General features: G+C 65.5%; 10 protein-coding genes. 4 read left to right on the forward strand and 6 right to left on the reverse strand.

All coding sequences use genetic code 11. The features are described 5' to 3' along the window. Nucleotides 1–7: 7 nt before the first annotated feature. The 3 genes from ABIC32_RS05955 (at nucleotide 8) to ABIC32_RS05965 (ending at nucleotide 2,256) form a co-directional block, all read left to right on the forward strand. Nucleotides 8–1,123 carry an HlyD family secretion protein gene (locus ABIC32_RS05955; protein WP_354073101.1) on the forward strand — a complete coding sequence of 372 codons (1,116 nt, stop codon included), beginning with the start codon at nucleotides 8–10 and terminating at the stop codon, nucleotides 1,121–1,123. Nucleotides 1,124–1,214: 91 nt separating this feature from the next. Further along, a complete protein-coding gene (locus ABIC32_RS05960) occupies nucleotides 1,215–2,021 on the forward strand; it encodes a DUF7946 domain-containing protein (RefSeq protein ID WP_354073103.1) in 807 nt (268 codons plus the stop codon). Nucleotides 2,022–2,079: 58 nt separating this feature from the next. Next, nucleotides 2,080–2,256, forward strand: coding sequence for a hypothetical protein (locus ABIC32_RS05965; protein WP_354073105.1), 177 nt, complete (start codon nucleotides 2,080–2,082; stop codon nucleotides 2,254–2,256). A gap of 7 nt (nucleotides 2,257–2,263) precedes the next feature. Here ABIC32_RS05965 and ABIC32_RS05970 read toward each other — a convergent pair whose 3' ends face one another. From ABIC32_RS05970 to ABIC32_RS05985, 4 genes are all read right to left on the reverse strand, one after another. Further along, entirely contained in the window at nucleotides 2,264–2,467 is a 204-nt protein-coding gene (locus ABIC32_RS05970) for a hypothetical protein (protein WP_228763748.1), read from the reverse strand. A gap of 151 nt (nucleotides 2,468–2,618) precedes the next feature. Further along, a complete protein-coding gene (locus tag ABIC32_RS05975) occupies nucleotides 2,619–4,052 on the reverse strand; it encodes an efflux transporter outer membrane subunit (RefSeq protein WP_354073107.1) in 1,434 nt (477 codons plus the stop codon). Next, the gene (locus ABIC32_RS05980) at nucleotides 4,052–7,330 is read right to left on the reverse strand and encodes an efflux RND transporter permease subunit (protein ID WP_354073109.1); all 3,279 of its coding nucleotides are present in this window, start codon (nucleotides 7,328–7,330) and stop codon (nucleotides 4,052–4,054) included. The genes ABIC32_RS05975 and ABIC32_RS05980 overlap by 1 nt, the downstream gene beginning before the upstream one ends. A gap of 3 nt (nucleotides 7,331–7,333) precedes the next feature. Continuing rightward, nucleotides 7,334–8,536 carry an efflux RND transporter periplasmic adaptor subunit gene (locus ABIC32_RS05985; protein ID WP_039244573.1) on the reverse strand — a complete coding sequence of 401 codons (1,203 nt, stop codon included), beginning with the start codon at nucleotides 8,534–8,536 and terminating at the stop codon, nucleotides 7,334–7,336. A gap of 132 nt (nucleotides 8,537–8,668) precedes the next feature. On the opposite strand from ABIC32_RS05985, the gene ABIC32_RS05990 reads away from it, so the two are divergent. Beyond that, nucleotides 8,669–9,274, forward strand: a complete 606-nt coding sequence (locus ABIC32_RS05990) for a TetR/AcrR family transcriptional regulator (RefSeq protein ID WP_240893620.1) — start codon at nucleotides 8,669–8,671, stop codon at nucleotides 9,272–9,274. A 69-nt stretch (nucleotides 9,275–9,343) separates the two neighbouring features. Here the strand turns inward: ABIC32_RS05990 and ABIC32_RS05995 are convergent, their stop codons facing one another. Next, nucleotides 9,344–10,618 carry a sugar MFS transporter gene (locus tag ABIC32_RS05995; RefSeq protein ID WP_354073112.1) on the reverse strand — a complete coding sequence of 425 codons (1,275 nt, stop codon included), beginning with the start codon at nucleotides 10,616–10,618 and terminating at the stop codon, nucleotides 9,344–9,346. 199 nt (nucleotides 10,619–10,817) lie between these two features. Then, nucleotides 10,818–13,619: a TonB-dependent receptor gene (locus ABIC32_RS06000; RefSeq protein ID WP_307510238.1), complete on the reverse strand. Its 2,802-nt coding sequence runs from the start codon at nucleotides 13,617–13,619 to the stop codon at nucleotides 10,818–10,820. Nucleotides 13,620–13,828 lie beyond the last annotated feature (209 nt).

The raw sequence follows: 13,828 nt of genomic DNA on the forward strand, positions 1-13,828 counted from the left end.
ACCCACAATGACCGACGCCGCCCCGCCCGCCCCCGCCTCATCCGCCCCCGCCGCCCCGCAAGCGCCCGCCGCTGCTCCACCTGCGCCTGCGCCGAAGAAGAACGTCATGTGGACCGTCATCGCCGCCGGTGTCGCCCTGCTGGGCGTCCTGATGGTGCTGTACGCCTGGCAGTTGCCGCCCTTCCGGGGCGCGATACAGCGCACGGACAACGCCTATGTGCGCGGCCAAGTGACGATCATCAGCCCGCAGGTGAACGGCTATGTCGTCCAGGTGCCGGTCCAAGACTTCCAGACCGTCCAACAGGGGCAGTTGCTGGCCCAGGTGGACGATCGCATCTATCGCCAGCGGCTGGAGCAGGCCGAGGCCAGCCTGCACTCGGCCCAGGCGGCCCTGTCCAACTCGGCCCAGACTCAGGCGTCGGCACGCGGATCGGTGGCCCAGCAGCGCGCCTCCATCGCCGCGGCCGAGGCGACGCTGACACGGGCTCAGGCTGACGCCAACCGCGCCCGCACCCTTAAGGCCGGCGGCTGGGTCGCCCAGGCCAATGTGGACGTCGCCGAAGCCGCCCTGCGCAGCGCCCAGGCCCAGGTCGCCCAGGCCCGCGCCGCCGAGGGCATCGCCCAGACCGGCGTCACCTCCGCCGTCGTCGGCCGCGACAGCCTGGCCGCCGCCGTCGAGAACGCTCAGGCCGCCGTGCGTCTGGCCCAGATCGACCTGGCCAACACCCGCATCGTCGCCCCCCGCGCCGGCCGTCTGGGCGAGATCGGCGTGCGTCAGGGCCAGTATGTGACGGCGGGAACCCAGCTGATGGGTCTGGTGCCGGACGTGGTCTGGGTCACGGCCAATATGAAGGAGACGCAGATGAAGAACATTCGCGTCGGCCAGCCGGTCGAGATCACGGTGGACGCCTTGGGCGGTCAGACCCTGCGCGGCCATGTCGAACGCATCGCCCCCGCCGCCGGGTCGGAGTTCAGCGTCATCCGCCCCGACAACGCCACCGGCAACTTCACCAAGGTGGCCCAGCGCATCCCGGTCCGCATCCGCATCGATCCGAACCAGCCCGCCGCGGAGCGTCTGGCGCCGGGCATGTCGGTGGTGGCGAAGGTGAATACGGCCGAGTGATTTAGGATTGTAACGAACGACCGAGACCATACCTGGGGTTGCTATTGAGCAATCCGCGATATAGGTCCCCGACTTCCAAAGGGGAAATATCTTGGCCGAAGAACTAGCACGCCATGCACTCAAACTCCGGTTCTCAGGAGCTACGGTCGATAAGCGCGGATTAGATTTGTATGACGGGTCCAGCTCTTTCTATGGATTTGCCCAAGCCATCCAGATTGCCGCCCACGCCTTCATGACGAAAGAAATTGTCACGCGTGCAACCGCACTAAGAGGAGCCGAGATTTATTTCGAAGCACCGCGACGGGGCAGCGTCCTAATCGACATTATAACAGTCATTGAGAAATATCCGGCAACAGCAGGCGTCGCAGGCGCTGCATTCTACGACTTCATGAAAATCGCTTTCTCGAAGGCTGTAGGAAAACTGAACGAAAAAGCAGAAAATCCTGCAATTCAAAAATTGGAGATTGATGAGACATTCTTCGATCAACTCGCCGAAACTTTGGAAGGCAGTCTTAGGCGCGCGCATAGAGCGATAGATCGAGGAGTCGATCAAGTAACACTCGAAAGGCCGCGCTCAGTCCTAGTGACATTTGATAGCTCAACGAGCGAATGGGTGAACACCCGCGACGAAAACCCCGAGGTTGAAGAGTTCACCGGCAACATCACTCGCTACAATGCGATCAGCGGGAATGGGCGAGCCTACGTGCGGGAGTTAGAAAAAGTCATCCCGTTTCGCCCAAGCGAAGCATTCCCAGCAAGCAAGCGTGGGCATTTGACGTGGTCGTTGCATGGCAACACGATAAAAGCTGGAAAGGAGCTTCGGTTTTGGGCGTCCAAGATCGAATCCGCTCGGGGTGAGGCGAAACGTCTTATCTTGGAGGATGTCGCTCAAGGTTAGAGGCGGTAGGAACTGGTATGCCGCCGCCGCGCTACCTCTCACATCAAGGGAGATCCTCATGGACCGTGAACAGACCGAAGGCCGGGAGAAGAACGGCGCCGGTCCGGCCGGCAAGCCGGACGCTCTGACCTCCGACAAGGCTGCCAAGGCGGTCGGTCAGGCCGAGCGCCAGAGCGCGGGACCGGACGGCCCGGATGCCGCTGAGATCGGCGACACGTTCAAGCGCAAGCCCTGACGCCGGATCAGGCCGATCGCGGCGACAGACTGGCGGCGAGCAGATGCACGTCGTGCGCCCGCATCCGCTCGAAATTCCCCAGCCCCAGGGCCAGGGCGCGCATGATCTCGGTCTGGCGCGTATGTTCGGGATGGGCGGGCAAGGACGGCTCCGCCCGCGCCAGTTCCGCATCCAGTTCGGCCATCATATGAGCCAGGATTCCGTCGTTCATCTGATCCTCCATCACACCGCCGACCGCCGCAGACCGTTAGAGCATGAATGGAACAAATGCAGAACACCCAGACAGTCGCCAAACTGTGGACGAACGAAAAAGGGCCGGGCGATGCATCGCCCGGCCCCCTTGTTTCAGCATCGCGACGCGATCAGCTGTCGGCTTGCCAACCCCCGGCCAGGGCGCGGAACAGGGCGATCTGATAGGTCGTGACCAGGGCGTCGGACTGGGCCAAAGCCGCGTCTGCCGCCGCCTGGGTGCGTTCGGCGTCGAGCACCAGCAGGAAGCTGTCGGCGCCGGCGTTGAAGCGCAGGCGCGACAGGTCGGCGGCGCGGGCGGCCTGGTCCCTGGCTTCGGTCAGGGCCGCACGGCGGTCCAGTTCGTTAGCGTAGTTGGACAGGGCCGTTTCCGTCTCCTGCAGGGCCGTCAGCACCGTCTGGTCGAAGTTCGCCAGGGCGGCGTCCGAACGGGCGCCGGCGGCCTTGATCTGGGCGCGGGCGGCGAAGACGTTGGGGAAGGACCAGCTGATCAGCGGACCAAAGCTGAAGCGGAAGTTCTGGTCGTCGCCCAGTTCATCCGAATCCAGCGCGGTGGATCCGAAAGAGCCGCCCAGGCTGATCTGCGGAAACAGGTTGGCGGTCGCCACGTTCACGCGCGCGGCGGCGGCGGCCAGTTCGGCCTCGGCCTGGCGCACGTCGGGACGGCGGACCAGAAGCGCGGCGCCATCGCCGACCGGAATAGGCTGGCTGAGCTGAGGCGGACGCACGCAGGCGGCGGCGGCCTGGCTGGCCTCGGCCGGGGTGCGCCCGGTCAGGGTCGCCAGGCGGAACAGCGCCTCGTTACGGGCCGCGCGCAGGGTCGGCAGGGTCGCCGCCGTCTGGGCCAGGGCCGCGCGGGCGCTGGCCACGTCTAGCCCCGTGCCCGCCCCGCCGTCGAGCAGGGTCTGTGTCAGATTGGCGGTGTTGCGTTGCAGCTCCAGCGTCCGTTCGGCGACCGCGATCTGCGCATTGGCCGAGCAGGTGTCGGCATAGGCGCGGGTCGTCTCGGCCGCGACCGTCACCTGGACCGTGGCCAGGGCGGCCTCGGCGGCGCGGGCGTCGGCGCGGGCGGCGCGGATGGTGGATTCCACCCGTCCGAACAGATCGACCTCATAGGCCGCCTGAATGCCGACGTCATAGGTGTCGATCTCGGGCGCATCCTCCCCGGCGGGCAGGCCCTGAACCGTGGCGGCCGAGGCGCGGCTGCGCTGGGCCTGGGCGCTGGTCGTCGTGGTCGGGAAACGGCCGACGCGGGCCTCTGACAGCGACGCCCGAACCGCGCGCAGATTGGCGAAGGCGGCCTCGAGCTGGTTGTTCTCGGCGAAGGCCTGCTGGATCAGGGCGTCCAGCGTGGGGTCTTCGTACAGCCGCCACCAGTCATCGCGCGCTGCGGCGGTCGAGACGGTGGGACTGGCCGAGCCGACGAAGGCGCCTGTGCCGGCGACGGGCAGGTCGGCGACCGGTGCCTTGGGCCCGACCGCGCAGGCGGCCAGCAGGGCGCTGGAGGCTGCGGCGGTCAGGAAGCTGAGGGTCTTGTTGCGGGTCATCAGATGTCCCCTCCCCGGCCGGTCGCGGGCGCAGGCGCGTTCGGATCGGTCAGGTCGCTGGTTTCGTCATAACGCACGGGCCGGTCCGAAGGACGGTCAGGCGTCGGGGTCGGTTTCTTGCCTTGCGGCAGTTTCGAGGACAGCCAGCGGCTGACCACATAGAAGACCGGAGTGAAGATCAGGCCGAAGAAGGTCACGCCCAGCATGCCCGAGAAGACGGACGTGCCCAGCGATTGCCGCATCTCCGCCCCCGGCCCAGAGGCCAGCATCAGCGGCACGACGCCGAGGATGAAAGCGAACGAGGTCATCAGGATCGGACGCAGGCGGGTCTTGGCCGCGGCGACCGCAGCCTCGAACCGGTTCATGCCCTGCTCTTCTTCGGCTTGTTTGGCGAACTCGACGATCAGGATGGCGTTCTTGGCCGCCAGGGCGATCAGAACGACAAGCCCGATCTGGACCAGAATGTTGTTGTCCAGGCCGCGCAGGTTCACCCCGATGATGGCCGCCAGCAGACACATCGGCACGATCAGAATGACCGCCAGCGGTAGCGTGAACGCTTCGTACTGAGCCGCCAGCACGAGGAAGACGAACACTACCGCCATCAGGAAGATGACCGTCGCGCCGGAACCCGCCGCCTTCTGCTGATAGGCCAGACCCGTCCATTCGTAGGAGAAGCCCTGCGGCAGGGTCTGGGCGGCCATGGTTTCCATGACCTGCAGCGCCTCGCCGGAAGAGACCCCTGCTGCGGCGTTGCCCTGAAGTTCGGCCGCCGGGAACAGGTTGTAGCGCACGATCCGCGCCGGGCCGGAATCGTTGACCAGATTGGCCACCGACCCGATCGGCACCATGGCGCCCGTGGACGACTTGGTCTTCAGATTGGCGATGTCGGCGATGTCGTCGCGCGCCGTCGGCTCTGCCTGCGCCGTCACCCGGAAGGTGCGGCCCAGCATGTTGAAGTCGTTGACGTAGGACGAACCCAGATAGACGCCCAGGGTGTCGAACACCGAGCTGGGTTGGACGCCCAACATCAGCGCCTTGTCACGATCGACGTCGGCGGTGATGCGCGGCGAGGCCGTGTTGTAGGTCGAGAAGACCTGGCTGACCTCAGTCGGCTTCTGGGCGGCGGCGCCCATCATGGCGAAGGTCGCGCCTTCCAGCGGACGATAGCCGGCGCCTTCGCGGTCCTGGATCATCATCGAGAAGCCGTTGCCGGTGCCCAGACCCTGGACCGCCGGCGGGGCGATGACGAAGATCTGAGCGTCCTCGATCTGTCCGGTCGCCTGGGTGATGGCGCCGGCCAGGGCCGTGGCGGCCTGTTCCTTGGAGCGTTCCTCGAAGCCGTTCAAACGCACGAAGATGGTGGCGGCGTTGGAGCCGAACGAGAAGCTGGAACCATCCAGACCGGCGAAGGCCACGGTGCCGTCCACCCCGGAAGTGCCCTGTATGATCTTGGTGGCGCGTTCCATCACCGCCTGGGTGCGGTCCAGAGATGCGCCGGCCGGCAGTTGGATGACGCCGATCAGGAAGCCCTGATCCTGTTCAGGAATAAAGCCCGAGGGGGTATCCACCAGACGCCAGGCGGTCAGGCCCAGCAGACCGGCATAGATGATCAGCACCAGACCGACCGTGCGCACCAGACGCGCGGTCAGGCGGCCGTAACGATCCGACAGCCAGTCGAAGCCCTCGTTGAACTTCCGCCCGGCCCAGCCGCCATAATAGACGACCGTGCCCAGGACGCCCGGCTTGCGAGCGTGCTCGTGATCCTTCTTGTGCGGCTTCAGCAGCAGGGCGGCCATGGCCGGCGACAGGGTCAGGGACACGAACAATGAGATGACTGAAGCCGAGGCGATGACGACCGCGAACTGGCGATAGAAGATGCCGGGGATGCCGGGCACGAACATCGTCGGCACGAACACCGACACCAGCACCAGGCCGATGGCGATCAGGGCGCCGGACACCTCCTGCATCGATCGATAGGCTGCCTCCTTGGGACTGAGCCCCTCCCCGATGGCCCGCTCCACGTTCTCGACCACGACGATGGCGTCATCGACGACGATGCCGACCGCAAGGACCAGGGCGAACAGGGACAGGGAGTTGATCGAATAGCCCAGCGCCAGCTGCACCGCGAAGGTGCCGACCAGGGCGACGGGAATGGCGACGATGGGGATGATGGCCGCGCGCCAGGTCTGCAAGAAGACCATGACCACGATGATGACCAGGATGACGGCTTCGACCAGGGTGTGCTGCACCGACTCCACCGAGGCGGCGACGAACTCGGTCGGGTTGTAGGGCACGTCCACCTTCATGCCGGCGGGCACTTCGGACTTCAGAGCCTCGACCTCTTTCAGGACGCGGTCGGCGGTGCCAAGGGCGTTGGCGCCCGGCTGCTGAACGATGGCGATGCCGACGCCGCGCTGGCCGTCAAAGAAGCCGCGGATGCCATAGTCCTGGGCGCCCAGTTCGATCCGCGCCACGTCGCGCAGATAGGTGACGCGGCCTTGGGCGTCCGTCTTCAGGACGACGTTGGCGAACTCATTGGGATCGCTGAGACGGCCCTGAACTTGGACCGGCAGCTGGAAGGCGGCCGCGCTGTTGGGGAACGGCGGCTGGCCGATGGAGCCGGCGGCGGCCTGGACGTTCTGGGCGCGCAGGGCGGAAACGATCTCGGGGCCCGTCAGACCGCGCTCGGCCGCCTTGGCCGGGTCGATCCAGACGCGCATCGAATAGTTGCCGCCGCCGAACACCTGAACCGCGCCCACGCCCTCGATCCGCAGCAGACGGTCCCGCAGCGTGGAGTTGGCGTAGTTGCCGACATAGTCGTTATCCAGGGTGCCGTCGGGCGACGTCAGGCCCAGGATCATCAGGAAGCCGCTCTCGGCCTTGTTGACCACGACGCCGGTCTGGCGAACCGCCTCTGGAAGGCGGGGTTCGGCCAGGGCCACCCGGTTCTGAACAAGCACCTGAGCGGAATCCAGGTCTGTGCCGGGCTGGAAGGTCACCGTGATGGCCACCGCCCCGTCCGATGTGGACGAGGAGGAGATGTAGAGCATGTTCTCGACGCCGTTCACCTCCTGCTCGATGGGGGCGGCGACGGTTTCGGCTAGGGTCTCGGCCGAGGCGCCGGGATAGGCGGCGTTGATGGTGATCGTCGGCGGCGCGATCTCCGGATACTGTGACAGCGGCAGCAGCGGATAGGCGGCGATGCCGATGATGGAGATCACCACCGCGATCACGGCCGCAAAGATCGGCCGGTCGATGAAGAAGCGGGAGATGTTCATGGCTTAGCCGGCCGGCAGGCTGTTGGCGAAGGAGGCGCTGGACGCGGGCGCCGCCTGGGTGACGGGCGCCTGGGACGCATCGCCGGCGACGGGTTCGATCTTGCCGTTCTTGGGCGTGACCTTGGAGCCCGGCTGGGCGGCGCGTTGCAGACCCGCGATGATGACGCGGTCGGTCGGAGCCAGGCCCGAACGAACGACGCGCAAGCCCTGCACGATCGGGCCGAGCTGGACGGCCTTGTTCGTCACGGTGCCGTCGGCGTTGACCACGGCGACGGTGCGGCGGGCTTGATCGGTGCCGATGGCCGAATCCGGGACCAGCAGGGCGTCATAGGCGCCGGCGCCCGCGACCTGGGCGCTTCCGAACATGCCGGGGCGCAGGAAGCCGTCGGCGTTGGGCAGGATGGCGCGCAGACGGATCACGCCCGAGGCGGTGTCCACGGCGTTGTCCGAGAAGTCGAGGCGGCCGGTGTGCTTGTAGGTGCTTTCGTCCTGCAGGCGCACATTGACGACCGCGCCCTGATTGGCGCCGCCCTGACGCAGGTATTTCAGCAGGACCGCTTCCGAGCCGTCGAAGACGAAGTGGATCGGGCCGCCCGAGATGATGGTGGTCAGGATGTCGCCGGCCGACGAACCGCCTGCGATGACGTTGCCCGGATCGACGCGGCGGTCGGACACGCGACCCGAGGTCGGCGCGGTGACGCGGGTGTACTCCAGGTTCAGACGCGCATTGCGGACGGCGGCGTTGCCGGCCGCCAGATTGGCCTGGGCCGCATCGACGGCCGCCTTGTTGGAATCATACTCGGCCTTGGACACCGCCTGCGAGGCCAGCAGGGCCTCGCTGCGGGCCAGGTTGGCGCGGGCCAGCGACAGTTGCGACTGGGCTTGGGCCACCTGAGCCTGAGCCTGGGCCAGGGCGGCCTGGGCCGGGCGCGGATCCAAGGTGAACAGCAGCTGGCCCTTTTGAACCATCTGACCGTCGCGGAAGTGAACCGCCTGGATATAGCCGCCGACGCGGGCGCGCACATCCACGCTCTCGACTGCTTCGAAGCGACCGGTGAACTCGTCCCAGTCCCGCACCTGCTGCTTCAGCGGCACGGCCACCGTCACGGGCGGCGCGCCTTGCGCCGGCGCCTCTGCCTTTGGGGAACAACCATAAAGCGCACCCGTCACCATGACGGATACCGCCGCAATCTTCAGCCCGCGCATCTGCGCATCTCCCTGTCGGAGGTAAATCCCTGTCGTGCGGACAGAGGCCGATGGGGAGTCGGCCTTGTCAACGCGTGGTGACTTAATGGTCGGAGCTGTGGCGCTTGTCAACAGGCGTTGACAAAGCCATATGTGATCTACGGTTATTGTCTGTGGAGTGTCATCACCTTGTTATGTCCCGGCCCACGCCCGAGAAACGCCGCCGCCACGCGCACGGCCATTCTCGATGCTGCGCGCGAGAGATTCGCGGCCGAGAGCTATGACGACGTGGGCATGCGCGACATCGCCCGCGATGTCGGCGTCGATGCGGCCCTGATCAGCCGCTACTTCGGCTCCAAGGACGACCTGTTCTTGGCCGCGCTGGACAGCTGCGGCGACGGCAGCGCCCTGATGCAGGGCGAAAAGGCCGACTTCGGCCGGCGCGTGGCGCACGAGATCGTCTTCGAACCCAAGAAGGCCGAAAAGCTGAAGGGCATGTCGATCATGCTGCGCTCCATCGGCTCGGCAAAGGCGTCGGAGATGGTTCAGAACACCTGCACCCAGCGCTTCTTCGGTCCGCTGGAGGAATGGCTGAGCGGGCCGGACGCCACCGTCCGCGCGCGGCTCCTGGCCGGCTTCATCATGGGCATGTCGGTCAGTCGTGAGCTGGGCGGCGGCAGCTTCAACATCGAACCCGCCCAATGTGAGGAAATGCGCGACCGACTGGCGCCCATTCTTCAGTCCCTGATCGACGGCTGATCCCATAGCCGAAATGAAAAAGGGCGCGGAGGCTGACCTCCGCGCCCTTTGTCTTGTCTGGCGACCGGCTCAGTGCGAGGCGGTCGAGGTCACTTCGGTACGCGCCTTGGTGCGGATGCAGCCGATGGCGAAGATGGTCAGGCCGACGTAGCCCAGCATCGGCACGATGAAGGCGGGCTGAAGCTTGCCGGCCGCATCGGCGATATGCGCCGCGACTTGGGGCAGCAGGGCGCCGCCGATGATGCCGAACACCAGCAAGCCCGACGTCGCAGAGGTCGGGGCGGTCGAGCGCTCCAGCGTCAGGGTGAAGATGGTCGGGAACATGATCGAGTTGAACAGGCCGATCGACAGGACGGCATAGGCCGCCGTCGGGCCGCCGATCTGGCTGACGGTCAGGCACAGGACGGCCGCCGCGACGGTGCAGAAGGCCAGAACGATGCCGGGGCGAACCTTGGTCAGGACGAGCGAGCCGATGAAGCGGCCCACCATGGCGCCGCCCCAGTACAGGGCGACCATCTTGCCCGCCGTCTCGATAGGGGCGTTCAGGATGTCGGGGCTTTCCAGGAAATTGGTCAACATGCCACCGATGGCGACTTCGGAACCGACGTAGAGGAAGATGGCCAGGGCGCCGAACACGGCCCACGGCGACGACAGCGCCTTCAGCGGCGAGACCGCGTTGTGGAACTCCGGCGCCGCTGCATTGATCTTCTTCCGGGCCGTGAAGATGAAGACGGCGATCAAGGCGAAGAAGGCGCCCATGCCCAGGAAAGCCATGTCGATGCTGCGCAGCGACTGGGTGCGGGTTGCGGCGGTCACCACGGCGCCGGCGGCGAAGACGCCGCCCGTCAGCAGGACGTGCGAGCCCAGCCACGGACCGACCGTCGTGCCCAACGAGTTGAAGGCCTGCGACAGGTTCAGTCGGCTGGAGGCGCCCTTGGGGCTGCCCAGTTCGGCAACCAGCGGGTTGGCCGCGACCTGCAGAAGGGTCACCCCCGAGGCGATGACGAACAGAGCGATCAGGACGCCGGGATACCAGTCGGCTGCGGTGGCGGCCGGCACGATCAGACAGCCCGCGACCATGACGATCAGGGCGCCGATGATCGAGCGGCTGTAGCCCAGTTTGCTGAGGACCGAGGCCGCCGGCAACGACATCAGCCCGTAGGCGATGAACCAGGCGAAGGTGGTCAGGAAGGCCTCAGCGTTGTTCAGGTCGAACACCCGCTTCACCGCCGCGATCAGCGGATCGATCAGCGAGGTCGCAAAGCCCCAGGCGAAGAACAGCGTGGTGACATAGGCGAAGGCCAGGCCCGCGCCCTGGCGTTTTCCGGTGTCCGGAACGGTCATGAATGATCCCCCAGTGAAATCGAACGGCCGCGCTGTGGTCGCGCGGTTCTCATCCTGCTTGGTTCGGCCATCGCGAAAGGCGCGTCCAGCCGAAAAGAGTGCTCTGTAACGAAACTTTTCCGCCGAGCAGGGTCGCAGGCAAAGAAAAGGGCCGCCTCGCGAACGCGGCGGCCCAAGTTTGCTCAGAAGAGAGGGGAAATCAGAACTTGTAGTTCAGCCCGACAGCGAAGGTGCGGCCGTAGTGCTGATAGTCGATGGTCCGGCGCTCATCGCCGTTCTCGAAGGTTTTGAACGGCTCGTCGGTCAGGTTGTTGACCTGAGCCAGAACCGACAGGCCTTCCAGCGGACCGGACTGGAACTCATAGCCGACCTGGGCGTCGACGACCGTTTCCGCCGCGACCGAACGCAGTGTGCGGCCGTTGCCGAAGCCGGCGACCTCGCCCAGATAATCCGAGCGATAGCGGGCCGAAATCCGCGATTGGAAGCCGTAGCGCTCATAGTAGAGCGAGCCGTTGATCACGTTCTCCGACAGACCCGGCAGGGCGGTCGGGGCCTGGGTCGGATCGGGCTGAACTTCGCTGTCCGTGGTCGAGGCGCTGAACTGGGCGCCGAAACCTTCCAGGGCCGGATGGAAGATGTCGAACGGCGCCGAGATCGACAGTTCAAGGCCCTTGATCCAGCCGCCCTCGCCATTGTCAGGCGCGCCGACCAGGCCTTGGCGCAAGGCTGGCTCGGGGTTCGTTGGCGAAATCACGCCGATCGGATAGCCGGTGAAGTCGAAGATCTGATTGCGATTAAAGACGTAGCTTTCCAGGTTCTTGTAGAAAGCCGCCAGCGAGATGTAGCCCTTACGGTTGGCGAAATACTTCTCGAACGACACGTCGATCACGTCCGCGATGTACGGCCGCAGTTCCGGGTTGCCGCCGCCGCCGCCCCAGGGGGAACGGTTGATGTCGGTCGATTGGGCCAAGCTGGGGTTATAGCTGTAGTTTCGCGAGGCGCGCATATCGTCCATGCGCGGACGGGCCAAGGTGCGCGAAACTGCCAGACGCGCGAACATGTCCTCGCCGGTTTCCAGGATGAAGTTCGCGCTAGGCAAAATCTCCAGATATTCGTCGCCGCCCGTCACCGCGATGGTCTCGGAGACGCCCGGTCCGACCTGCCGCGCCGAGAAGCCGCTGGAGCTTTGGTCGGTATAGACGAACTGCATGCCGACGTTGCCGGTCAGGGCCCGGCCGAACAGGTTGTGATCGATGTTGGCGCGGACGTAGGCGGTCGAGACCTTTTCCGTCACTTCCCAGTTGCCGGCCGTGACGTCGGCGTTCGGGTTGCGGACGCGGTTCAATGCGCCGCTATTGACCAGGCCGAGAGCGTCGTAGCTCAGCACGGCGCTGATGCCGAGATAGCCAAGGTCGGTCGGGTCCAGCAGGAAGGCTGAAGGCACGGTCAGATCGCCGCCGCCGGGGACGCCGAGATAGAACTGGTCGTTGACGAAGCTCTTTTGACGCTCGGTGTAGTTGGCGCCGAAGTCGATCGACTTAAACGGGCTCTGGTGCAGTTCACGCGTCACAGAGAAGCGAGCGGCCTTGATCTCGTCCTCGATGGACGGCGTGTTCATATAACCGGCCTGACCGCCAGGAATGACGTCGCCGCCCCAGCCTTGCGGGCTGGTGATGCGGATCAGGTTCGGATCGGCGTAGTTCAGACGGCTGGTGAAGCGGGTCACGCCATCGTCGGTCAGTTCAAAGCCCAGAGTGTCCAGCGCGCCGTTAACGTTGCGGCCGGTGCCGGCGTTGGTTTCCAGGATGATGTCGTTACGCTCGACCTTCGAATAGCTCAGGTCCAGGTTCGCCGACCAGTCGTCGCTGAGCGTGAACTCGGTGTTCCAGCCCAAGGCGGTGATGTTGCTGTCGCGCTTGTTCAGGTCGTTGCGGACCACACCCTTGATGTTGTCCCAGGTGCCGGCGACGATCAGGCCGTCCTGGACCGTGTAGCCAGGGCGCAGCGCGGGGCCGGGACGGCAGACCGCCGACGGGACGTTCACGGTGCAGTCACCAGAGGAACCACCCCACGCCAGCGGGAATTCGATGCCGCGAAGGACCTGGGTGTTCTTGAACTCGGAATAGAAGGCGTCGATCGTCGAGTGGATGCGATCGTTCGGGCGCCATTCCAGCACGCCCATATAGCCGTCGCGCTCCAGCTCCGACGACATCACATAGGGCTTCACACCGCCGGTCAGCAGATTGCCGTCCGTGTAGTTGGGATAGCCCCAGGCGTTGAAGCGCTCTGACTGATAGGGCGAACTCATGTGGGCGTAGCCCAGGGCCACGCCCAGCGTGCCGTCCAGGAACTGATCGATATAGGAGATGGTGTAGCGGTCGCCGTTGTCGGTCGTGCCCGAGTTCAGGGCGCCCAGCTCGTTCCACTCATGACGATAGTTCAGAGCGATGGCCTGACGGCCGTATGCTAGCGGGCGAACGGTGCGCAGGTCGACGGTGCCGCCCAGACCTTGACCAATCAGAGCCGCGTCCGGGGTCTTGTAGACGACGACGCTGTTCAGCAGTTCGGCGGGGAACTGGTCGAACTCGACGCCGCGGTTGTCGCCGGTGGTGACCAGTTCGCGCCCATTCAGCAGGGCGGTGGTGAAGTCGGGGCCCAAGCCACGGATGGAGATCGCCTGGCTGCGGCCGTCGAGGCGCTGCATGGTCACGCCCGGCAGGCGCGCCAGGGATTCGGCGATCGAGACGTCCGGCAGCTTGCCGATGTCTTCGGCCGAGATGACTTCGACGATCGAGGTGTTGTTGGCCTTGGCCGAGATCGCAGCTTCGATCGAACGACGAATGCCGGTGACGACAATCTCATCGACCTGCGTCGCCTGATCGTCGGCCTGCGTTGTCGCGGCGGCGGTTTGTGCGTGGGCCGAGCCGACCGCCATCAGGGCGGCTGCGCCGAAGGCGACGCCGGATAGCAGGCGTGCGCGCCGGTTGAGACGTTGGAACATGGTCATCCTCCCTGGGGCTGACCGCGATTCTGAACGTCGCGATCTGAAGCCGTCGCAAAAATATGCAAATCTTTTGGAATGTTGCAAGCAGTTAATGCGGGGGCCTGATTTCCGTCGCACTTGACGCCGGTTCATAGCTTGCCAAGGCACCGGAATGTGCGGTCTCGCGCTGTGTTTATGACGCATCGCAGCATTTCACCGACGCGTTG

This window comes from Brevundimonas sp. 1080 (assembly GCF_040545985.1).
GTDB lineage: Bacteria > Pseudomonadota > Alphaproteobacteria > Caulobacterales > Caulobacteraceae > Brevundimonas.

What these genes read in the sequence shown, in the direction of transcription:
- ABIC32_RS05955 (WP_354073101.1), top strand. Translation starts at nt 8, where the DNA reads ATGACCGACGCCGCCCCGCCCGCCCCCGCCTCATCCGCCCCCGCCGCC.
- ABIC32_RS05965 (WP_354073105.1), top strand. Translation starts at nt 2,080, where the DNA reads ATGGACCGTGAACAGACCGAAGGCCGGGAGAAGAACGGCGCCGGTCCG.
- ABIC32_RS05970 (WP_228763748.1), bottom strand. Translation starts at nt 2,467, where the DNA reads ATGAACGACGGAATCCTGGCTCATATGATGGCCGAACTGGATGCGGAA.
- ABIC32_RS05975 (WP_354073107.1), bottom strand. Translation starts at nt 4,052, where the DNA reads ATGACCCGCAACAAGACCCTCAGCTTCCTGACCGCCGCAGCCTCCAGC.
- ABIC32_RS05980 (WP_354073109.1), bottom strand. Translation starts at nt 7,330, where the DNA reads ATGAACATCTCCCGCTTCTTCATCGACCGGCCGATCTTTGCGGCCGTG.
- ABIC32_RS05985 (WP_039244573.1), bottom strand. Translation starts at nt 8,536, where the DNA reads ATGCGCGGGCTGAAGATTGCGGCGGTATCCGTCATGGTGACGGGTGCG.
- ABIC32_RS05995 (WP_354073112.1), bottom strand. Translation starts at nt 10,618, where the DNA reads ATGACCGTTCCGGACACCGGAAAACGCCAGGGCGCGGGCCTGGCCTTC.
- ABIC32_RS06000 (WP_307510238.1), bottom strand. Translation starts at nt 13,619, where the DNA reads ATGTTCCAACGTCTCAACCGGCGCGCACGCCTGCTATCCGGCGTCGCC.